Raw genomic sequence first — 20,691 nt, forward strand, 5'->3', positions numbered from 1 at the left:
GCTCAGGCGGCCCAGTGGCCGCGGCTGCGGTAGACGTCGCGCAGCACGCCGACGTGATCGGTCATGATGCCATCCACGCCACGATCCAGTAACTCGTGCATCTGGGCGGGTTCGTCGATCGTCCAGACGTGCACCTGCAGGCCGAGTCGGTGGCAGTAGTCGAGGAACCGGCGGTCCACCACCGGCACCCGCCCGTAGCGCGGCGGCACCTGCGCGGCGACCACCGACTGCGGCAGCCGCAGCGGGCGCCCGTGCAGCGAGGCGAGCCGCAGCCGGGCCACCCCGCGCATGCCGAGGCTGGTGGCGACGCGTCCCTCGGTCAGCGCCCGCAGCCGGGTCAGTCGGGCGTCGCTGAACGAGGCGAGCAGCACCCGGTCGGCGGCGCCGACCCGGGTCACGGTCGCGACCGTCGGCGCGACGCCGCCGTCGGCCTTCACGTCGATGTTGAATCGGACCTGCGGCCAGGCGCTGAGCACCTCGTCGAGCCGGGGTACGACGGCGGCGCCGCCGACGCGTACCGAGGCGAGGTCGGCCCAGCTCATCTCGGCGATGCGTCCCGCCTCGCCGGTGAGCCGCGCGAGCGTCGGGTCGTGGAAGATCACCGCGACGCCGTCGGCGGTGGCGTGCACGTCGGTCTCCACGTACCGGTAGCCGAGCCCGATGGCCCGGGCGAACGCCTCGGTGGTGTTCTCGTCGCCGTCGGCCGCGCCGCCACGGTGGGCGAACGCCAGCGGCGCGGGCGCGTCCAGGTAGCCGAATCGGTTCAGCACGGGACGCAGTATGCCTGCCGCTGGTGGACCCCCGGTGGCCTGCCGGCAACATTCGTCGCCCGGCGGCGAGGGTCAGGCCAGCCAGCCGCCGGTCAGCCGGGCCACCGCGGCGCCGTCGAGGTCGGCGAGCTTGACGGCGGCGAACTGCCGGGCCCCGTCGGAGGTCTGCACCCGCACCGGCGGCGTCGGGTCCATCAGCGTCGCCACCACGACCGCCGCGGCGTCGGCGGAGGACTGCGCGGCGGCGAACGCCTGCCCGGTGCGGGCCAGGTACGCGCGCAGAGCCGGCCCGTACACCCCGGCGGCGTCGCTGGCGGCGTCGGGATCGATGCCGATGCTGGAGACGAACTCGCTGGCCACCGCGCCCGGCTCGACGACGGTGACCCGCACCCCGGTGGTCGCGGCGAGCGGGGCGAGCGATTCCATGTACCCCTCGACGGCGAATTTCGCCGCGCAGTACGCCTCGTTGAACGGCTGCCCGACGATCCCGCCGACGCTGGAGACGGTGATCAGGCGGCCCCGGCTGGCCCGCAGGTGGGCCAGGGCGGCGCGGCTGACGTGCAGCACGCCGAAGAAGTTGACCTCTATGACGGCCCGGACGTCGTCGACGCTGTCGACTTCCAGGGTGCCGACGTGCCCGGCGCCGGCGTTGTTGACGACCGCGTCGAGCCGGCCGTAGGTGTCGACCACCTCGTCGACGCAGGCGCTCACCGAGTCGGGGTCGGTGACGTCGAGGCGGCGTACGTCGATCAGGTCGGCGACGCCCGCGGTGTCGGCGGCGGCGCGCAGCCGCTCGGCGCGGCCGAGGTCGCGCATGGTGGCCACCGTCCGCCAGCCGGCGCGGGCGCAGCCGAGCGCGATCTCCAGGCCGATGCCGGAGGACGTGCCGGTGATCAGCACGGTCTGCTCGCTCATGATCTCCTGCCCTTCGTGCCAGGGCGGCTGGCGCGAACGGAAGCCGGTCCCCGCCGGCCGCCCCCGTACGCACCCAACCCGCGGTGAACGTCACCGCATGTTACGGCCGGGACTGGTGTCCGGTGCCCGTCCCGCGGTGAACGTCACCGCATGTTACGGCCGGGACTGGTGTCCGGTGCCCGTTCGGCTCGGCTCAGCGCCATGCACCGCGTATCCGCCGGCGAGGATCGGGTACCGGGGCCGCTGGGGGTTGCCCGGGGGCAGGTCGGTCTCGGGGTCGAGGCAGTGCGTGGGTGGCGGCTCGTCCCCGTTCTGCGCCTGCGCGTCGACGATCACATCCGGCAGCCTCCCGCCGTCGATGATCTTCACGTAGTAGCCGTGGTTCCGTACCGCGCCTTCGCCCTCGGGCACGATCGCGGTCAACAGGGCGACGTTTCCGGTGACCCGCAGACAGGTCACGTCGGCCCGTCCCTGCTCGGCCAGGGTGCCGTCCGCCCGTTCGTGCCGGTAGAGGAACTGGCCGTACGTCGATCCGTCGGCGGTCGAGAACGCCGAGACGCCGAACCAGATCCGGTGCCCCACCATGTTGGGTTCGTCGTACACGAAATGCCCCAGCCCGGTGACCGTCGACCACCGGGTCGCCGCGGCGGACCTCGTCTCGGGCTGCTGAGCCCATGCCGCCGCGGGCGATGCCGCGACCACCACGGCCGCCACCACCCCCAACGCCGCCACACGTGAACCAGACATGACCATTCCTCCTCGGTCGGTTGCTCGGTTGACACGTTCCAGCATCAGCGCGGGCCGAGGCGACCTCATCCCTCCACCGAGCCAGCCTGCTCCCTCGGCCAAGGGACGGACGCCGGCGGTGATCGACTCGGTTTCCTTGAAGGCGGGGCGTCCGAGGCACGGCAAGCCCCGGTTTGCCGAAAGCCGGGTCGACCTCGGCGTCGGCGGCGTCCGCTAGCTCGACCGGCGGTGGGCGCGGCTGGGGTCGGCCGGGCGGCCGGGGTCGATGTGTCGGGGCCCGTCGGGTTCGTCGGGGCGCAGCGGGGCGAGGGCGTCGGTGAGCGCGTCGATGATCCGGCCGGTGGCCCGGCGGGCGGCGCCGGGGTTGGCGGCGTTCGCCTCGCCCAGGTCGACGGGCGGCCCGAAGTGCACCCGGATCACCGGGCGGCGCCACAGCGCGCGGGCGATGCCGCGCAGCATTCCCTTCGGCGCCCGGTAGGGCAGCACCTCGTGCGCGCCCCACTGGGCGACCGGGATGACGGGGGCGCCGCAGGCCAGGGCGAGTCGGGCCACGCCGGTCTTGCCGCGTTCGGGCCACATGCCGGGGTCCAGGCCGATGCGTCCCTCGGGGTAGATGAGGATCACCGAGCCCGCCGCCACGGCGGTGGCGGCGTCGTCGAGGGCCCGGTGCACGGCGCTGGTGCCCCGGTCGACCCGGATGTGTCCGGCGTGGCGCATGGCGGGTCCGAGCACCGGGGCGCGGAACAGCCCGGCGGTCGCCATGATCCGCGGGGCGATGCCGCGGGTCTGGCAGGCGGCGATCATCACCACCGGGTCGAACGGGCTGATGTGGTTGGCGGCCAGCACGAGCGGGCCGCGGCGCAGGTGCGCGGGGACGTCGCCGGTGACCTCGAGGCGGGCGAGCAGACCGACCAGGACGCGGGCCAGCACGAGGGCGGCGCGCCAGATCAATGGTGGCTGCCAGGGGGAGGGCGCGGTGTTCATCAGCGCGCCATCGTCGCACGCGGCGGCCCAGTGGTGCGGGCGGGTCGGCCGGATGTTCGGGGTGATCAGGGTCATTGGTCCCGGGCCGGTTCGGGCCGCCCGGCCCTGCCGCATTCTCTACGACGAGCAGTAGTATTTACTACGTCTCGTAGTACGCATAGCTGGGGGTAACAGGTGGACGCGTTGGACGTCGCCCGGTGGCAGTTCGGTGTCACGACCGTCTACCACTTTCTCTTCGTGCCGCTGACCATCGGCCTGTCCGTGCTGGTGGCCATCCTGCAGACGATGTGGCACCGCACCGGCAACGAGCGCTACCTCAAGCTCACCAAGTTCTACGGCAAGCTGTTCCTGATCAACTTCGCCATGGGCGTGGTCACCGGCATCGTGCAGGAGTTCCAGTTCGGCATGAACTGGAGCGACTACTCCCGCTTCGTCGGCGACATCTTCGGCGCACCCCTGGCCATCGAGGCGCTTGTCGCGTTCTTCCTCGAATCCACCTTCATCGGCCTGTGGATCTTCGGCTGGGACCGGCTGCCCAAGCGGGCGCACCTGGCCAGCATCTGGGCCGCCGCGATCGGCACCAACCTGTCCGCGTACTTCATCCTCGCGGCCAACTCGTTCATGCAGAACCCGGTCGGCTTCCGGATCAACCCGGACAGCGGGCGTGCCGAGCTGACCGACTTCCCGGCCGTGCTGACCAACAAGGTCGCCCTGATCACGTTCCCGCACACCCTGGCCGGCTCGTTCCTGGTCGCCGGGTCGCTGATCGTCGCGGTCGGCCTGTTCCACGTCATCCGCAACCGCGACTCCGCCGACGCCGGCGCGTACCGCTTCGCCACCAGGTTCGGCTCCTGGGTGGTCCTGGTCGCCTCCGCTGCCGTGCTGTTCACCGGTGACATCCAGGGCAAGATCATGACTGACGTGCAGCCGATGAAGATGGCCGCCGCCGAGGGCCTCTACACCACCGAGAGCCCCGCCTCGTTCTCCGTGCTCACCATCGGCAGCCTCGACGGCAGCCGCGAGGTGTTCGCCCTCAAGATCCCGTACCTGCTGTCGTACCTGGGCACCGGTGACCCGCACGGCACCGTGCACGGCATCAACGACCTGCAGGCCCAGTACGCCACCCAGTACGGCGCGGGCAGCTACACCCCGATCATCCCGGTCACCTACTGGAGCTTCCGTTTCATGATCGCTTTCGGGATGGCGGCCGCCGCGATCGCCCTGCTGGTCCTCTGGAGCCAGCGCAAGGGCCGTACCCCGCGCAGCAAATGGCTGCTGCGCGCCGGGCTGGCCATGCCGGTGCTGCCGCTGCTGGCCAACTCCTTCGGCTGGATCTTCACCGAGATGGGTCGCCAGCCGTGGATCGTCTTCGGCGAGATGCTCACCCGCAACGGCGTGTCCCGCAGCGTCTCGCTGGCCGAGGTGCTCACCTCGTTCACCGCCTTCACGCTGATCTACGCCACCCTCGCCGTGATCGAGGTCAAGCTGCTGCTGCGCTACGCCAGGGCCGGCGTGCCCGACGTCAACGACGAGCACCCCATCGACGACACCACTGACGACGCCGAGCGCCCGCTCGCCTTCGCCTACTGATCCCCGGAGCCCATCGTGGACCTGACCACCATCTGGTTTCTCCTCGTCGCCGTGCTGTTCACCGGCTACTTCATCCTGGAGGGCTTCGACTTCGGCGTCGGCATGCTGCTGCCCGTGCTCGGCCGCGACGACCGGGAACGCCGCGTCCTGATCAACACCATCGGCCCGGTCTGGGACGGCAACGAGGTCTGGCTGATCACCGCCGGCGGCGCCATGTTCGCCGCGTTCCCCGAGTGGTACGCCACCCTGTTCTCCGGGTTCTACCTGCCGCTGCTGCTGATCCTGCTGGCCCTGATCGCCCGCGGGGTGGCCTTCGAGTACCGGCACAAGCGTCCCGAGGCGTCCTGGAAACGCCGCTGGGACGCCGCGATCGTGGTCGGCTCGCTGCTGCCGGCGATCCTGTGGGGCGTCGCCTTCGCCAACATCCTGCGCGGCGTGCCGCTGGACGCCGACCACGAGTACGTCGGCGGCCTGTTCGACCTGCTCAACCCGTACGCCCTGCTCGGAGGCGCGACCACCCTCGCGCTGTTCCTCACCCACGGCGCGGTGTTCCTCGCCCTGAAGACCACCGGCGACATCCGCGAGCGCGCGGGCGCCCTCGCGGTGCGCCTGGGTGTCGGCGCCGCCGTGCTCGCGGTCGGGTTCCTGACCTGGACGTTGAGCATCCGCTCCAGCGCGGCCGCCGTCGTGCTCGCCGTCGGCGCGGCCCTCGCCCTGCTCGGTGGCGTGGCCGCCGCCCGGGTACGCCGGGAGGGCTGGGCGTTCACCGGCACCGCCGTGGCGATCGGCCTGGCCGTGGCGACCCTGTTCGCGGCGCTGTTCCCGAACGTGTTGCCGTCCACCCTGGACGCGGCCGGCACGCTGACGGCCACCAACGCCGCCTCCACCCCGTACACCCTGAAGATCATGACGTGGGTGGCGGTGATCTTCACGCCGGTGGTGCTTGCCTACCAGGGGTGGACGTACTGGGTGTTCCGCAAGCGCATCGGCGTGGCCAACATCCCGCAGCACTGACCGGCGGGCGGGGTCGCACGGTGCCCAGGAGCGAGAGGCCGCTGGAAAGATCGTCGCCATGTGGAGCCGGGATCTCGACGTACTGGTGCCGATGTGGCAGGGCGCGGATGACCTCCGGGTGCGCGAGGGCCCGGCCGCGCTGGCCGCCCTCACCGTGCCGGGGACGCGGCGGGTCACGGTGCCGGTCCCGGCCGGCGGATCGGAGCGCGAGGGCGGTGTCCGGCACCGGGCTGCGGTTGTCGACGCGTACCGCGCGCACCGTGACGTGCTCGCGCGGCACCGTCCGCGGCGGCTGCTGACCTTGGGTGGGGACTGCGCGGTCGAGGTCGCGTCGGTGGCCCACCTCGCGGGTCGGTACGCGCAACGGCTGTTCGTGCTGTGGATCGACGCGCACGCCGACTTCAACACGCCCGCGAGCTCGCCGAGCGCAACCGCGCACGGCATGCCCCTGCGGCTGCTGCTCGACGACGACGCGCAGGGCGTACTGCCGGCGCCCCGCTGCCTCTCGCCGGGGCAGGTCGCCCTGGTGGGGGTCCGGGACCTCGACCCCGCCGAGGTCGAGTACGTGCACCGGCACGACCTGACGGTGGTGGACGCCCCGACGCTGGGCGCGCAGCCGACCCGGCTGGCCGCCCCGCCCCCGCCCGGCGCCGCGGTGTACGTGCACCTCGACCTGGACGTGCTGGACCCGTCCGCGTTGCCGGCCGTGGCCGTCCCCACCCCCGGTGGCGTGACAGCCGCCGAGCTGGCGCGGTCGCTGACCGCGCTGCGCGCCCACCACGAGGTGATCGGAGTGGGAATCACCGAGTACGTTCCGCAGCTCGCGCACGACCGGCAGGCGCTCATCGAGGTGCTGGACGCACTCGGGCTGACCGATGCGCTTGCCTGATCCGGTCCACGCCGGCACGGCTCGGACACCGAACACGCGGCCCCGGCCAGCCGGCCTCGCACCCGCCAGAAAACCGGCGGTCGGCGCGGATCCGGCCCGCTAGGGTGTGCCGATGCCCGACGCCGTGCACGTTCGTGAGCTCACCACCGACGACCTCGACGCCGCCTGGGAGTTGGGTCGGTTCGCGTTCGGCTCCAACCCGCAGCGGCCCGCGCACGCGAGCGTCGAGGTGCCCGGCATGATCCGCTACGGCGCGTTCGACGGCAGCGGTCGGCTCGTCGGCAAGGCCGTCGACCTGCACCACGACCAGTGGTGGTCCGGGCGGGCGGTCCCGGCGGCCGACGTCGGCGGTGTGGCGGTCGCACCCGAGTCCCGTGGCCGGGGGGTGGCCCGTGCCCTGCTCACCGCTCTGCTGGGCGGCGCCCACGAGCGCGGCGCGGCGGTCAGCGCCCTGTACCCGACCGTCGCCGCCCCCTACCGCTCCTGCGGCTGGGAGGCCGCCGGTGTGCTGCGCACCGTCGACCTGAGCACCGTCGCGCTGCCCCGGCGCCGGCCCGCCGCGCACCTGAGCGTACGGGCCGGCACCCCCGCCGACCTGGACGCCGTCGCCGACCTGTACGAGCGGGTCTCCCGCCACCGCAACGGCATGCTCACCCGCCAGGGCGCGCTGTTCGACCACTTCAACGCCAAGGGAGACCTGCCCGGCGACGGTCTCACCCTCGTCGAGGCCGACGGCGACCTGGTCGGCTACGCCACCTGGCAGCGGGGCCGCGGCTACGGCGCCGATTCGGTGCTCACCGTCGACGAGGTGCTGGCCGTCACCGCCGACGCGGCCCGGGAACTCGTCGGTGTGCTGGGCAGTTGGGCCAGCGTCGCGCCGACGCTGCGGCTGTGCCCGCTCGACGGCGACGCCGTCAGCGCCCACCTGCCGCTGGAGGCGGCCCGCGACCACGCGCGGGACCTGTGGATGCACCGGCCGGTGGACGTGGCCCGGGCGGTGAGCGCGCGTGGCTGGCCTGTCCACGCCCGGGGCGCCGTCGACTTTCACCTCACCGATCCGCTCGCCGACTGGAACACCGGCGCCTGGCGGTTGGCTGTCGCCGACGGCGCCGCCGAGTTGACCCGGATCAGCGGCGAGGCGGACCTGCGGCTGGACGTGCGCGGTTTCGCGCTGCTCTACGCCGGGGCGGCCCGCGCCCGCTCGGTCGCGCAGGCCGGCCTGCTGGACTGTGCCGGTGACGCGGACCCGTCCGCCCTGGACCTGTTGGGCGCCGGCGGCCCGGCACAACTGCTCGACTACTTCTGACGGCCCGTGCGGCGTGCGCTCGGGCAAGGACCGTCCCCGGCGGGGACGGGTGGCCGTCCGCCCTCGCCGCTAAGGTGTGCCGGTGGAAATCCTGGCTCGTGTCCGGTCTGGAGCGACGGTGCAGCGGCTGCTGTCCCATCCGCGCCTTCCGTTGGTGGCGGCTTGGGACGACGACCGTCCGGCGATCCGGATCTGGGAGTACGGGGACGGACATCTGCGGGAGTGCGGAGCCCTCGGCGTGGGTTCGGCCGTCTACGTCGAGGACATCGGCTATGAACGGTTCGAGCGGACACCCTCCGCCGGCACCGCCGAGGCGTCGGTTGTCGACATGGACCAACTCGACCTCACCGACGGGACGCGGGTCTGGCAGTCGGGCGACCTGAACGCGGTCAGTGAAACCTCCGCGACCGACCCGTCCTGGCTGAAGATCCGGGCGGCCACGAACCGACTCACCTGAGCCCCTGTCGGTTCAGGCAACGCCCGCCAGTTCGTTGTTGGCCCGCTCGGTGATGAGCGAGAGGACGCGGGCGGCCGCGTCGGCCTCGGCGGGCGGGATGTCTCCGTACAGCCGGGCGGTGATGCCCTCGACGGCGTCGGCGATGTGGGCCTGGGTGGCGTGGCCGGCGTCGGTGAGCCGTACCTGCGGCTCGGCGGTGTCGTCGAGCCGCGCCAGGTCGGCGGCGACGAGGCCGGTGATCATCTCGTGCACGGCCGACTCGTCGACCTTTCGGGTGCTGGTGATGCGCTGCACGAGACTTGTGCGGGCGACGGGGCCGGCGGCGAGGGCGTTGAGGGTGAGGACCTGGCCGAAGTCGACGCCCAGGGGCGCGACGGCGCGTTCGAGCAGGGCCCGGGTGGCGAAGTGGGCCTGACCGATGACCTGACCGTTGAGAGTGGACACGATGCCTCCTTCAGAAACATTGGCTACACCAACGTTGGTGGAACCAACGTAACACGGTTTGTGGGTCACGCCAACGATTACTGTTAGGCTGCCGCCATGGACGCCACCGCCCCGCAGTCACCCGCCGGGCTGCGGACCACCCCGAGCTGGCTGCTCAACCAGGCCGCCACCCACGCCGGACGACTCATCAGCGCCGGCTTCGCCGCGCACGACCTGCGCGGCTACCACTACCGGCTGCTCGCCGCACTGGCCGAGAGCGGACCCGCGAGCCAGGCCGACCTGGGACGTCGCTGCGCCATCGACCGTAGCGACGTCGTGGCCGCCGTCAACGACCTGACCGGTCGGGGACTCGTGGTACGCGCCCCCGACCCGGCCGACCGTCGCCGCAACGTCATCAGCCTCACCGAGGCCGGCGCCGACGAGGCCCACCGGATGGCCGACACCGTCGCCCGCGTGCAGGACGACCTGCTCGCACCCCTGTCGAGCGCCGAACGCGACCAGCTGACCCGCCTGCTCACCCGACTGCTCGAGCACCACAGCGGCCACTGACGCCGACACCGCCACGGCGGGCCCGCCCCACCGGGGCAGACCCGCCGCGACCAGCGAAAACCCGACGCGCGCAGCGCTCAGCGGGCCTCGCGCAGCTCCGCCAGCCGGGCCTCGATCTCGGCCAGCTCCGCGCGCAGCTTCTCCGCCTGCTGCTCGGCCTCGGCCCGCTCGGTGCCCAGGATCTGCTCCACCGCCTCCTGCACACCGGGCACGTCGACAAGCGCCACCATCTTCAACGCCTCGGCCGGCTTCACCACGTACGGCTTCGCGAGGGCCTTGCTGCCCTGCTGCGCGGCGACGGTCCACTCGCCGTCGGCGTACGCCAGGGTGACCGTGAGACCGGCGGGGCTCTTCGGCTTGGCGGCCTTGACCACCCGCCGGGCCGGCGTGGCCTTCTCGGTCTGCTCCACCTTCGGCTCCTCCTGTCGCGGCGCGGGCACCCGCGGCGTGTCCAACACGAACTCCGGCGCGGGCGCCGCCGCCGGCTCCGGCTCGGGCTCCGGTTTCGGCTCCGCCACCCGACGACCCGCGCCCTTGGGCGCCACCGCCAGGTCGGCGGGGGAGAACGGCAACTCGTCGCGGCCGAAACGCACCACCACGAACTCGTCGGACACCTCGGGATCGGTCAGCTCGACCACCTGGCCGACCTGACCGGCGATCTGCCCCGCCGACGCGGTGAACACCACCCGCGGCTTACGACCGGCCGCCAACGCCTCCCGGATGCTCTGCACCTCGTCAGTGGACAAACCCTGGCCGGCATCCATCACAACCCTCTTCCGTACACCTGTTTGATTGCTGTCTTGATACCAGTCGGCTGCGACAGCCGCCGCAAGGGGGTTCAGCCGCCCAGCGCCCGCAGCGCCCGGTCCGCGTGGTCGTTCATGCTGACCTCACTGTGGATCACCTCGATGACCCGCCGGTCGGCGGCGATGACGAACGTCATCCGCTTCGTGCTCAGCGGCCCCAGCGGCACCCGCCGCTTGACCCCGAATGCCTGCGCCACCGTCCCGTCGGCATCCGACAGCAACGGATAATCGAAACCGTGCAGCGTCGAGAACTCCGCCTGCTTCGCCACCGGATCACGGCTGATGCCCACCCGCGACGCGCCCAACGCCGTGAACTCCGCGCCCAGGTCCCGGAAGTGACAGCTCTCCGCCGTGCACCCCCGGGTCATCGCCGCCGGGTAGAAGAACAGCACCACCGGCCCGGTCGCCAGGAACTCCGACAGCCGCCGCGGCGTGCCCGTCTCATCCGGCAGCTCGAAGTCCTGCACCACATCGCCGACACCCACACCCGCCACCGCGCACCTCCGTTGTCCGATCGAACGCGCGGTGAGCGTAAGCGATCACACCCAGAGCGCCATCACCTCGTCGGCCACCGTCGCCGCCTGCGCCCACCCGGCCCGCGCCGCGCCGGCCCGCCGCGCCGGGTCCAGCACGTTGCGGCCGATCGCCGTACGCGCCCCCGCGTCCGGCGTCACCACCACCACCTGCGACCCGGCCGCCCGCAGCTCGGCCACCTGCGCCGCCAACCGTGGCATCGGCCCGAACGCCGCCGACGTCGGCGCGAGGACCAGCACCCGCTGCGCGCCCGCCGCCAGATCCGCGTTCACCGACGAGCGCATCCCACCGTCGACGAAACGACGCGCCCCGATCGTCACCGGCGGCCACACCCCCGGCACCGCGCAGCTCGCACCCACCGCATCCACCAACGACACCCCGTCGGCGCCATCGAACACCACGAACTCACCCGACGCCGCGTCGACAGCCGTCACCAACAACCGCCGCGCCGGCCACTCCCGCGCCGGCAACCGCGCCTCGATCACCGCCCGCCGCGACGCCTCCGACGGGGTACGCGCCGCCACCGCCATCGCCCCGATACGCGCCCTCGACCGCACCGCGTCCCGCGTACGACCACCGGCCCACACCAGCCGCGCCACCGCCAGAAACCCCAGCCGCGCCGCCACCTCACCCGTCGGCGGGGCCAACTGCTCCTCGTACAACCGCCGCAGCGGCACCCCGGAGCGCACCTGCGCGCCGACCACCGAACCCGCCGACGTGCCCACCACCAGATCGGCCTCGGTGAGGGCCGCACCCCGCTCGGCCAACCCTGCCAACAGGCCCAACTCCCACGCCACCCCGGTCACCCCGCCACCGCCGAGCACCAACGCCCGCCGCATGTGACCCTCCTCTCGACGACCAACCCGCGCCGGTCACGGTAGCGTCGGCTCACCCCACCCGACAGCCCCGGAGGCATCGTGGCACCACCCGTCACCGTCATCACCGGCGGCGGTCGCGGCATCGGCGCGGCCACCGCCCGCCGACTCGCCGCCGCCGGGCACCACCTCGCCCTGTGCTACCGCCGCGACCACGCCGCCGCCGAGACCGTCCTGGCCGACCTGCACGCCGCCGGCGCGCAGGCCATCGCGGTACGCGCCGACACCACCGACCCCGACCAGGTCGCCGCCCTGTTCGACGCCGCCGCGCAACTCGGCCCGCTCACCGGGCTGGTCAACAACGCCGGCGTCACCAGCCCCATCGGCCCGTTCACCGAGCTGCGCGTCGACGACCTGCGCCGGGTCGTCGACATCAACCTCATCGGGTACGTCCTCAGCGCGCAACAGGCCGCCCGCCGCCTCACCGACGGCGGCGCCATCGTCAACGTGTCCTCGGCCGCCGCGACCCTCGGCAGCCCGGGGGAGTACGTGCACTACGCCGCCGTGAAGGCCGCCACCGACACCCTCACCGTGGGCCTGGCCAAGGAACTCGCCCCGCGCGGCATCCGGGTCAACGGCGTCGCCCCCGGCATCGTGCGCACCGACATCCACGCCGACTCCGGCGTACCCGACCGCGCCGACCGCGCCGCCGGCCGCATCCCGTTGGGTCGCGCCGGCGAACCCGACGAGGTCGCCGCCGCCATCGCCTGGCTGCTCAGCCCGGACGCCTCCTACGCCACCGGCACCGTCCTGCGCGTCTCCGGCGGCCTGTGAGCCGGGGCGCGCGGCGCCCCGGCTCACACCTCAGTGAGTGAACAGCTTCGCCGCCGTGATCACCGTCTGCACGACCCCGTAGCCGAGCAGCACCGCCACCACCAGCCAGGAAATCCACAACCGGGCCTGCTGCCCGTGCCGACCGTCGTCACTCATCGCGTACCACTCCTCTCGACCGTCGTGTCGTCGTCCACGCCCTGCTCCGCCGCCGGTTCGTGGTAGCGCTGCGGCACCGGCCGCACCAGCAGGTTCGCCACGAAGCCCACCGCGAGGACACCCACCATCGTGAACAGCGCCGGCCGGTACGCCGCCGCCGTCAACGTGCCCGGCTTGCCCTGCGCGTCGAGGAACCCGTTCACGATCAGCGGCCCCGCGATCCCCGCCGCCGACCAGGCGGTCAGCAGCCGCCCGTGGATCGCACCCACCTGGTACGTCCCGAACAGGTCCCGCAGGTACGCCGGCACGGTCGCGAACCCGCCGCCGTAGAACGACAGGATCACGCACGCGAACAGCACGAACAGCGCCGTCGCCGTCTGCCCGAACACGGCCAGCAGCGCGTACAGCACCATGCCCACACCCAGGTACACCAGGTAGATCGGCTTGCGGCCGATCACGTCCGACGTCGACGACCAGACGAACCGGCCCGCCATGTTGAACAGCGACAGCAGACCCACGAACCCGCCGGCCGCCGCCACCGACACCGCCGACGTCCCGTTGTCCCGGAAGAAGTCCTGAATCATCGGGCTGGCCTGCTCCAGGATGCCGATCCCGGCCGTGACGTTGCAGAACAGCACCACCCACAGCAGCCAGAACGAGCGGGTCTTCACCGCGTTGGCCGCCGACACGTTCGCCGTGGTCACCAGCGGCTTCGCCGCCACCGCCGCCGGGTCGAAGCCGGCCGGACGCCACCCGTCGGCCGGCACCCGCACGTTCGCCACCCCGAACATCATGATCACGAAGTAGCCCAGGCCGAGCGTCACGAACAGCCACACCAGCGCGCTGCCCGACGCCGTCGAGCCCGCGTTGGACGGGTCGTAACCGGGGTCGTAGAACGACAGGAGCTGACGCGACAGGGGAGAGGCCACCATCGCGCCACCACCGAACCCCATGATCGCCAGACCGGTGGCCAGACCCGGCCGGTCCGGGAACCACTTGATCAGCGTCGAGACGGGGGAGATGTACCCGATGCCCAGACCGATGCCGCCGAGCAGGCCGTAGCCCAGGTACAGCAGCCACAGCTGCTTCGTGGCGATGCCCAGCGACCCGACCAGGAAGCCCGTCGCCCAGAAGCAGGCCGAGACGAACATGGCCTTACGCGGCCCGTTCGCCTCCACCCACGTCCCCGCCACCGCCGCGGACAACCCCAGCATCACGATCGCGATGCTGAAGATCACCCCGATCGCGGTCTGACCGGTGTCGAAGTGGGCGATCAACGAGTTCTTGTAGACGCTTGTGGCGTAAACCTGGCCGATGCAGAGATGGATGGCCAACGCCGCCGGGGGAATGAGCCACCGGCTGTAGCCGGGCGGCGCGACGGTGTGCCGACGATCGAGTGCGGAAAGCATGCGCTGCTTCCTCTCCGAAGAGGACGTGAGACACCCCCACATGCCCACACCCCACGCCCGCGGCAAACCTCACCGTCGCCGGACGGTCCCTCCGGTGAGCTGAGCGGTCACTCAGCCCCTCCCTGCCGGCTACCCCAGGTCGGGCACGTGCCAGCCGCCGGCCAACGCGTCGGCCTCCGCCGGACCCCAACCACCCCTGTCGTACGGCCGCACCGGGGTCGCCAGATCCAGGATCGGCTCGACGATGCGCCACTCCTGCCGAATCGTCTCCGCCCGCGCGAACCGCAGATGCTGCCCGTCCATCGCATCGTCGAGCAACCGCTCGTACGCCTCCTGACGGCGACCCAGCGCCGCCCCGAAGTCCACCGACAGGTCGACCGGACGGCTCGCCACCTCCGCACCCGGGCTCTTCGCCTGAATCGACATCGTGATGCCGTCCCCACGACCCAGCCGGAACCGCAGCAGATTCGCCGGCGCCGCCGCCCCACCCGCGGCAGGGATCAACGCACGCTGCGGCTGCTTGAACTCGACCACCACCTCGGTCGCCGTCCCCGCCAGGGACTTGCCCGTCCGCAGATAGAACGGCACACCCGCCCACCGGGGAGAGTCGACAGTCAACCGGGTCGCCACGAACGTCTCCGTGTTCGAATCCGGCGCGACACCCGGCTCGTCGCGGTAGCCCGCGTACTGCCCCCGCACCGTCAACTCCGGCGACAACGCCTCGATCTGCCGCAGAACCGCGGCCTCCGCCTCACGAAACGCGTCCATGTCGTCACCCGCCGGCGCGTCCATCGCGATCAACGCGACCACCTGGAGAATGTGGTTCTGCAACACGTCACGGGTCGCGCCCACGGTGTCATAGAACCCGGCACGACCCTGCGTGCCAAAACCCTCGGCCAGAGTGACCTGCACGTTGTCGATGTGCTCGCTGTTCCACAACGGCTCGAACAGCCGATTGGCGAACCGGAACGCGTACAGACTCTCCACGGCCTCCTTGCCCAGGTAGTGGTCGATCCGGAACACCCGCGTCGGATCGAAGGCCCCCCGCAACGTCCGATCCAACTCCGCGGACGACGCCAGGTCACGCCCGAACGGCTTCTCCACGATCACCCGACCACGATCGGCCAGCCCGACCGCCGCCAGCCCCCGCACGACCGCACCGAACACCATCGGCGGAATCGCCAGATAGAAGACCGGACGCTCGGCGTCGCGCAGACGCTCCGCCAGCCGCTCGTACGTCACCGGGTCCGCGTAGTCGCCCGAGATCATCGACAGGTTGCCCGCCAGGGCGTCGAACGCCTCGTCGTCCACCTCGTCACTCGCCTCGGCCACCGACTTGCGGGCGGTCGCGATCAACTGCTGATCGTCCCAGGGGGAGCGGGCCACCCCGATCACCGGGACATCGAGCCGACCACGTCGGGTCAACTCGTACAGCGCCGGAAACAGCTTCTTCGAGACGAGATCACCTGTCACGCCGAACAGCACTACCGCGTCTGAGCGCACGTGCATGGCACTTCCATCCGATCATGTGGAAACCTGATCTTCCGAACGGACAACCGCGAGCCCACAGGAGGAATTCCCCGGCAACGACACACGTGAGGTCGGCGACAGCGACGGCGCACACCCTGAAAAGTCCACCGATCAGAGTGTGACGCGGGCGACACCCAACCCTGATCGACGAATCTCGATCATCCTAAGGCCCGCCAACCCCGACGCTCCACCCCCTCCCGCGTATCCGCCACGACCGAAGACGGGCAGCAACGCTCCGCGCGACAGGGGAGGACCCCAGAATGAACCTGGCAGTCGACCGATCCGCCGCAGCCGACCCCGAGGTGGTGTGCCTGCCGATGTTCGGCATGACCCGCACCGCCACGGCCACCGCCTTCAGCCCCGCCCTCGCCGGCGCCGACCTGCGCGCGACATACCTGGACCTGCCCGGCCACGGCGACAGCCCCGCCACCTGCCCACCCACCTCCCAGGCCCTGCTGGACACCGTCTGCGCATGGCTCGACCACCACGTCGACGCACCGGTCCTGATCGCCGGCGCCTCCTACGGCGCCTACCTCGCCGCCGGCATCGCCCGCCAACGCCCCGACCTGGTCCGCGGCCTGCTCCTCGTCTGCCCCGGAATCACCATCGCACCGGCCAGCCGCACCCTGCCCGACCACCGCCCACCCCCGGGACCCGCCGGCTGGCTCGACAACGCCCCCACCGAACTGCGCACCCACCTCGACACCGCGCTCGGCCACCGCACCCCGACCGTCGTCGCCACCGTGCTCGCCGCCCTGCACGCCGGCGGCCCCGGCGACGACACCTTCCTCCAGACACTGCGCACCGACCCCGGGTACGCGCTACCCGACGAGGCCACCGACGCCCCCTACGACGGCCCCGTCAGCGTCCTCACCGGCCGCCAGGACGGCATCGTCGGCTACACCGACCAGTTCCACGCCATGCGCCGCTACCCCCACGGCACCTTCACCACGATCGACGCCGCCGGACACTACCTGCCCTTCGAACAACCAGCACTGCTGCGCGCGCTCACCCAGGACTGGCTACACCGGACGCTGACCTCGCCCATGCCACGGCACACGACGGCGCAGCGCCTGCGCGACAATGGCCGGCATGGCTGACCTGAGCGATACGAAGGCCGCGCTGCACTACTACCTGCGGCGGACGCGCGACGACCTCATCTGGAAGCTCGACGGTCTGAGCGAACGCGAGGCCAGAACACCCCGCACCGTGACCGGCAACAACCTGCTCGGAGTCGTCAAACACTGCCTCAACGTCGAAGCCGGCTATTTCGGGCCCACCTTCGGCCGCCAGTTCCCGACGCCCGAGGAACTCGTTCCGCTGGAGGCATTCGACGATGACCCGCAGGCCGACTGGTACGCGCGCGAGGACGAGACGAAGGACGGCCTGATCGACCTGTACCGCCGGGTCGCGCTGTTCGCGGACGAGACGATCGACCAGCTGCCGCTCGACGCGCCCGGGCAGGTGCCCTGGTGGCGGCCAGGGCACCAGGACGTGACCCTGGACCGGATCATCATGCACGTGACCGGCGACCTCGCCCGGCACGCCGGGCAGGCGGACATCATGCGCGAGCAGCACGACGGCGGAATCGGCTGGCACCAGGACGGCACCAGCATCCCCGACGGGTACGACTGGCCGGCGTACGTCAGCAAACTGCGAAAGCTGGCCGACCACTTCGAGTGACCGACCGCGCACGGCGCCCCCGCACAGGCGATCATGGCCGATCCGGGCTGGGGGAGAGGCGACGCGGAAACGGGCAGTGCCCGGCCGACGAGAACCCTCGCCGACCGGGCACTCTCGCGGCTGCGGTCAGCTGCCGGCACCCAGGTTCTTCAACCCCTGCAGCATCTCGGCGAAGTCGCTGGTCTCCGCCGCCGGCGGCGTCTCGATGGTCACCGCCTTGCCGTAGTCGGTGTAGTCGACCACCATGTCGCCCATCGCGCCCATGACGGTGCCCGCACGGCGCGGCCGGTACTGCTCGTCGACCCAGAGGTCGACCTTGATCTCCTTGACGCCCGCCGCGGCGAACTGCTTCTCGACGCCGGCCCGCAGCTTGGCGTCCACCTGAGCCAGTTGCGTCGCCACCGGAGTGGTGACGGTGTAGTGGACGGTACGCGCCCCGTTCACCGTCTCCGCACCGATGACCGTCACGCCCTCGGCGGCGAGCAGCGTCTTGACCTGCTTGGTCGGGTCGATGTCCTCGAACTGCTTGCTGAAGTCCATCCCCGCCTGCTGGCCGATGCTGGTCATGTCCATCTTCATCCAGCGCTTGCCGCCCATGCTCGCGCGGTCCTTCGTCGGCACCTCGACGTAGATCACGGTGCCGATCAACCGGATGGTCGTCGTGTCGCCGTCCGGGTCCGCCGTCGTCATCTCGGCCTTGACCGGGTCACCCAGGTCCATGACACCCTGCATGGAGATCTTCTCGCCACCGACCGTGCCCGTCATCGTCATCGTCACCGAATCGCTCTTGTCGGTGACGTCCATCGTCTTCTGCAGCGATCCCTTGAGGTCGCTGGCGAGCAGCTCAAGGACGCTGGGCTGCTTCGGCGCCTCGGACGAGCCGGACGCCACGCCGCAGGCCGAGGCGCTGAGTGCGGTGATCGCCGAGAGCGTCACCACCGCGGTCTTCTTCCACAGTGACACGTGTGCTTCTTTCCCCGAAGGATGCTGGGAATCTCCCCAGTAGATCGACGACACGCTAGCCCACCCGGTCGACTCCCGGGTGCCGCCCAAACACCTTCGATAATGCACATTATGTAAAGTAAGCCGATTCGGGGGTCCCCTCGACAGCGGGCAGTCGCGGGTCATGCCCGGCACGACACGTGCCTCTCGATCAGCGCGACTCGTTGCGACACCGGTCCGGCCGGCACGTGGACCAGGTGGTGCCCGTACGCCTCGTACACCTGCTCGTGCACGCGGGCGAAGGCCAGCGCATCGGCGTGCGGCGATGGTGGCGTCTATCTGGCGGCGGCTCTGCAGGGCGATCACGGCGTCGGCGAAGTCGGGTTCGTGCCACGGCTCGGCGCACCCCTGCGCCTGGCGCTCGGCGATGATGTCGGTGGCGGCCTCTCGGACCGTGACGTGTCCCCTGTGGCGGAGTGCCTCCAGCAGGGTCGTCTTGCCGGCGCCGGGTGCTCCGGTCAGGACATACCGCGGTGGTTCGCGCATGTTCTCGCTCCTCTCCCCCCGCTTCCCGGGAACGCGAAAATGCTGCATAATATCCCTTATGCATGACAAAAAGGACGAATCGCTCGGGGTGCTGATCGAGGAGTTCCTGACCGCCCGCGCGACCCGCAAGCCCTCCCCCCACACCCTGGCGGCCTACCGGCGAGACCTGTACACGGTGGCCGCCCTGGTCGCCGAGGGTGACACCACTCCCCTCCCCCTGGACGCGCTGTCGATCACCGACCTCTCCCCCCGCGTCATGCGGGCGGCGTTCGCCCGGTTCGCCGCGCCCCGGGCGCCCGCGTCGGTGCACCGGGCCTGGTCCACCTGGAACAGTTTCTTCACGTTCCTGGTCGCCGATCAGGTGGTGGCGGGCAATCCGATGCCGGCGGTGGGCCGTCCCCGGGCGCTACTCCCCCAGCCGAAACCGCTGCGGGGCGCGGACACCCCCGAGGTGCTGCTCGCGTCGGTCGCCCGCGACGACGGACGGCAGCGCGACCCGTGGCCGGAGCGGGACGTGGCGGTGCTGGCGGTGGCGCTGTGCGCGGGGCTGCGCCTGTCGGAGCTGCTAGCGCTGCGGGTCGGTTCGCTGGCGGGTCGGCCGGGTGAGCGGCGGATCGAGGTGGTCGGCAAGGGCGGGCGGCCACGCGTGGTGCCGATCGAGGCGGACCTGGATCGGGTGCTGCGGGACTACCTGGACAGTCGCGGGCGCCGTTTCGGGTCGCGGTCGGTACGTCCCGACTCGGCGTTGCTGGTGGACCGGCGCGGTGAGCCGCTGCGCCGCGGTGGTCTGCAGTATCTGGTGGAGTCGTGTTATCGGCGGGCGGGCATCGGTGACCGGGTGCCGCGCGGGGCGCGGCTGCACGCGTTGCGGCACACGTTCGCGACCCGGTTGGCGGAGGACGGGGCGAGCGCGGCGGAGATCATGCGGTTGCTGGGGCACGCGTCGTTGGCGTCGTCGCAGACGTACATCGAGGTGACGGCCGGGCAGCAGCGTGACGCGGTGCGGGCCAACCGCACCAATCGCGCGTTGGCTGCTCTGGTCGGGGTGGACCAGGACTGAGCGGGGTCAGTGTGCGCGGTGGCCGGTGCCGTCGGTGGTGACGGGAAGGGGGCCGAGGACGGCGTTGATGATGTGGATGCGGGCGTTGGTGGCCTGGTAGTCGGCGCAGACGGTGTCGGCGCGGTCGGCGAGGCGGGTGGTGGCTCCGGTACGGGTGACGGTGATGGTGGCGCCGTCGATTGTGGTGGTCGAGCCGGCGGTGGCGAGGTCGCCGATCGGGTGGGCTCCGGTGCTGAGGTGGGCCTTGAGCAGGGTGCGGAGCTGGTCGGTGTGGTGGGTCATGAGGTCGTCCCAGTTGTCCTCGGAGAACGTGGCGGCGAAGGCGTCGTCGGTGGGTGCGAGGACGGTGACGGCGGTGCCGGCGGGGAGGTCGGTGAGGACGCCGCTGGTGCGCAGAGCCGCTTCGAACGTGGTGAGGGTGGGGATCCAGCGCAGTGCCTCATCGACGGGTTGACCGGCGAGGAAGGTCGGGTTGCCGGGGTCGGTGCCGGTGGGCAGGGCGGCGCAGAGGGGTCCGGTGACCTGGGGTGTGGTGGCGGCTGACGCGTCCTGGGCGCCGGTGCAGGCGGCGAGCAGCAGCAGTGTCGGCGCGAGGAGGAGGAGCCTTCGCGGTCGGGGGTGTCGCGCTGCGGTGGCGGGGTGCGACACGACGGCCTCCACGGGTTCGGGGTGGACCGGCGGCGCGAGCGTGGGGCCCGCGCCGCCGGTGCG

The 20,691-nt window shown here is 71.7% G+C and carries 23 protein-coding genes and 1 pseudogene; 10 read left to right on the forward strand and 14 right to left on the reverse strand.

Going from position 1 to position 20,691, the window contains the following annotated elements; translation table 11 throughout:
- Window positions 1-2: 2 nt before the first annotated feature.
- From ACFYPR_RS18790 to ACFYPR_RS18805, 4 genes are all read right to left on the reverse strand, one after another.
- On the reverse strand, window positions 3-770 hold the full coding sequence (locus ACFYPR_RS18790; protein ID WP_387261132.1) for a glycerophosphodiester phosphodiesterase: 768 nt from the start codon (window positions 768-770) through the stop codon (window positions 3-5).
- Window positions 771-842: 72 nt separating this feature from the next.
- Window positions 843-1,685 carry an SDR family NAD(P)-dependent oxidoreductase gene (locus tag ACFYPR_RS18795; RefSeq protein WP_387261134.1) on the reverse strand — a complete coding sequence of 281 codons (843 nt, stop codon included), beginning with the start codon at window positions 1,683-1,685 and terminating at the stop codon, window positions 843-845.
- A gap of 153 nt (window positions 1,686-1,838) precedes the next feature.
- On the reverse strand, window positions 1,839-2,432 hold the full coding sequence (locus tag ACFYPR_RS18800; RefSeq protein WP_387261137.1) for a hypothetical protein: 594 nt from the start codon (window positions 2,430-2,432) through the stop codon (window positions 1,839-1,841).
- Between the two features lie 213 nt (window positions 2,433-2,645).
- Complete coding sequence (locus ACFYPR_RS18805) at window positions 2,646-3,416, reverse strand: lysophospholipid acyltransferase family protein (protein ID WP_387261255.1); 771 nt, start codon at window positions 3,414-3,416, stop codon at window positions 2,646-2,648.
- Window positions 3,417-3,590: 174 nt separating this feature from the next.
- Here ACFYPR_RS18805 and ACFYPR_RS18810 point away from each other — a divergent pair, with 174 nt between their 5' ends.
- The 5 genes from ACFYPR_RS18810 (at window position 3,591) to ACFYPR_RS18830 (ending at window position 8,672) form a co-directional block, all read left to right on the forward strand.
- Complete coding sequence (locus ACFYPR_RS18810) at window positions 3,591-5,006, forward strand: cytochrome ubiquinol oxidase subunit I (RefSeq protein WP_387261140.1); 1,416 nt, start codon at window positions 3,591-3,593, stop codon at window positions 5,004-5,006.
- 15 nt (window positions 5,007-5,021) lie between these two features.
- Window positions 5,022-6,020, forward strand: coding sequence for a cytochrome d ubiquinol oxidase subunit II (gene cydB / locus ACFYPR_RS18815; RefSeq protein ID WP_387261143.1), 999 nt, complete (start codon window positions 5,022-5,024; stop codon window positions 6,018-6,020).
- A 58-nt stretch (window positions 6,021-6,078) separates the two neighbouring features.
- Window positions 6,079-6,909, forward strand: a complete 831-nt coding sequence (locus tag ACFYPR_RS18820; protein ID WP_387261146.1) for an arginase family protein — start codon at window positions 6,079-6,081, stop codon at window positions 6,907-6,909.
- 112 nt (window positions 6,910-7,021) lie between these two features.
- A complete protein-coding gene (gene eis, locus ACFYPR_RS18825; RefSeq protein WP_387261147.1) occupies window positions 7,022-8,215 on the forward strand; it encodes an enhanced intracellular survival protein Eis in 1,194 nt (397 codons plus the stop codon).
- Between the two features lie 82 nt (window positions 8,216-8,297).
- Window positions 8,298-8,672, forward strand: a complete 375-nt coding sequence (locus tag ACFYPR_RS18830) for a hypothetical protein (RefSeq protein WP_354855289.1) — start codon at window positions 8,298-8,300, stop codon at window positions 8,670-8,672.
- A 12-nt stretch (window positions 8,673-8,684) separates the two neighbouring features.
- On the opposite strand, the gene ACFYPR_RS18835 is transcribed toward ACFYPR_RS18830, so the two are convergent.
- Entirely contained in the window at window positions 8,685-9,116 is a 432-nt protein-coding gene (locus tag ACFYPR_RS18835; RefSeq protein WP_354855290.1) for a hypothetical protein, read from the reverse strand.
- 96 nt (window positions 9,117-9,212) lie between these two features.
- On the opposite strand from ACFYPR_RS18835, the gene ACFYPR_RS18840 reads away from it, so the two are divergent.
- Complete coding sequence (locus tag ACFYPR_RS18840; RefSeq protein WP_355068061.1) at window positions 9,213-9,665, forward strand: MarR family winged helix-turn-helix transcriptional regulator; 453 nt, start codon at window positions 9,213-9,215, stop codon at window positions 9,663-9,665.
- A 77-nt stretch (window positions 9,666-9,742) separates the two neighbouring features.
- On the opposite strand, the gene ACFYPR_RS18845 is transcribed toward ACFYPR_RS18840, so the two are convergent.
- From ACFYPR_RS18845 to ACFYPR_RS18855, 3 genes are all read right to left on the reverse strand, one after another.
- Window positions 9,743-10,429 carry a hypothetical protein gene (locus ACFYPR_RS18845; RefSeq protein ID WP_355138807.1) on the reverse strand — a complete coding sequence of 229 codons (687 nt, stop codon included), beginning with the start codon at window positions 10,427-10,429 and terminating at the stop codon, window positions 9,743-9,745.
- A 74-nt stretch (window positions 10,430-10,503) separates the two neighbouring features.
- Window positions 10,504-10,965 (reverse strand): peroxiredoxin, encoded by a 462-nt coding sequence (locus ACFYPR_RS18850; protein WP_355138805.1) that lies wholly within the window; start codon window positions 10,963-10,965, stop codon window positions 10,504-10,506.
- A 45-nt stretch (window positions 10,966-11,010) separates the two neighbouring features.
- Entirely contained in the window at window positions 11,011-11,844 is an 834-nt protein-coding gene (locus ACFYPR_RS18855; RefSeq protein ID WP_387261152.1) for a patatin-like phospholipase family protein, read from the reverse strand.
- A 78-nt stretch (window positions 11,845-11,922) separates the two neighbouring features.
- On the opposite strand from ACFYPR_RS18855, the gene ACFYPR_RS18860 reads away from it, so the two are divergent.
- Window positions 11,923-12,654 (forward strand): SDR family oxidoreductase, encoded by a 732-nt coding sequence (locus ACFYPR_RS18860; protein ID WP_355068067.1) that lies wholly within the window; start codon window positions 11,923-11,925, stop codon window positions 12,652-12,654.
- A gap of 30 nt (window positions 12,655-12,684) precedes the next feature.
- Here ACFYPR_RS18860 and ACFYPR_RS18865 read toward each other — a convergent pair whose 3' ends face one another.
- The 3 genes from ACFYPR_RS18865 to zwf all read right to left on the reverse strand — a co-directional run bounded on the left by ACFYPR_RS18865 (window position 12,685) and on the right by zwf (window position 15,728).
- Window positions 12,685-12,810 carry a hypothetical protein gene (locus ACFYPR_RS18865; protein WP_255473694.1) on the reverse strand — a complete coding sequence of 42 codons (126 nt, stop codon included), beginning with the start codon at window positions 12,808-12,810 and terminating at the stop codon, window positions 12,685-12,687.
- Window positions 12,807-14,219: an OFA family MFS transporter gene (locus ACFYPR_RS18870; protein WP_363937349.1), complete on the reverse strand. Its 1,413-nt coding sequence runs from the start codon at window positions 14,217-14,219 to the stop codon at window positions 12,807-12,809. Before ACFYPR_RS18870 ends, ACFYPR_RS18865 begins: the two co-directional genes overlap by 4 nt.
- A 129-nt stretch (window positions 14,220-14,348) precedes the next feature.
- Complete coding sequence (zwf, locus tag ACFYPR_RS18875) at window positions 14,349-15,728, reverse strand: glucose-6-phosphate dehydrogenase (RefSeq protein WP_387261155.1); 1,380 nt, start codon at window positions 15,726-15,728, stop codon at window positions 14,349-14,351.
- Between the two features lie 281 nt (window positions 15,729-16,009).
- On the opposite strand from zwf, the gene ACFYPR_RS18880 reads away from it, so the two are divergent.
- Together ACFYPR_RS18880 and ACFYPR_RS18885 are read left to right on the forward strand one after the other, a co-directional pair.
- Window positions 16,010-16,849, forward strand: coding sequence for an alpha/beta fold hydrolase (locus tag ACFYPR_RS18880; RefSeq protein WP_387261158.1), 840 nt, complete (start codon window positions 16,010-16,012; stop codon window positions 16,847-16,849).
- Entirely contained in the window at window positions 16,842-17,432 is a 591-nt protein-coding gene (locus ACFYPR_RS18885) for a DinB family protein (protein ID WP_387261161.1), read from the forward strand. Before ACFYPR_RS18880 ends, ACFYPR_RS18885 begins: the two co-directional genes overlap by 8 nt.
- A 126-nt stretch (window positions 17,433-17,558) precedes the next feature.
- Here ACFYPR_RS18885 and ACFYPR_RS18890 read toward each other — a convergent pair whose 3' ends face one another.
- Both ACFYPR_RS18890 and ACFYPR_RS18895 read right to left on the reverse strand, forming a co-directional pair.
- Window positions 17,559-18,395: a hypothetical protein gene (locus ACFYPR_RS18890; RefSeq protein WP_363937361.1), complete on the reverse strand. Its 837-nt coding sequence runs from the start codon at window positions 18,393-18,395 to the stop codon at window positions 17,559-17,561.
- A gap of 321 nt (window positions 18,396-18,716) precedes the next feature.
- Window positions 18,717-18,968: pseudogene (locus ACFYPR_RS18895) on the reverse strand (AAA family ATPase); the annotation flags it as partial.
- Between the two features lie 10 nt (window positions 18,969-18,978).
- Here ACFYPR_RS18895 and ACFYPR_RS18900 point away from each other — a divergent pair.
- Window positions 18,979-19,980, forward strand: a complete 1,002-nt coding sequence (locus tag ACFYPR_RS18900) for a tyrosine-type recombinase/integrase (protein ID WP_387261164.1) — start codon at window positions 18,979-18,981, stop codon at window positions 19,978-19,980.
- A 6-nt stretch (window positions 19,981-19,986) separates the two neighbouring features.
- Here ACFYPR_RS18900 and ACFYPR_RS18905 read toward each other — a convergent pair whose 3' ends face one another.
- Window positions 19,987-20,628, reverse strand: a complete 642-nt coding sequence (locus ACFYPR_RS18905; RefSeq protein WP_387261166.1) for a fasciclin domain-containing protein — start codon at window positions 20,626-20,628, stop codon at window positions 19,987-19,989.
- Window positions 20,629-20,691 lie beyond the last annotated feature (63 nt).

Source organism: Micromonospora sp. NPDC005254 (genome assembly GCF_042872525.1).
Lineage (GTDB): Bacteria > Actinomycetota > Actinomycetes > Mycobacteriales > Micromonosporaceae > Micromonospora.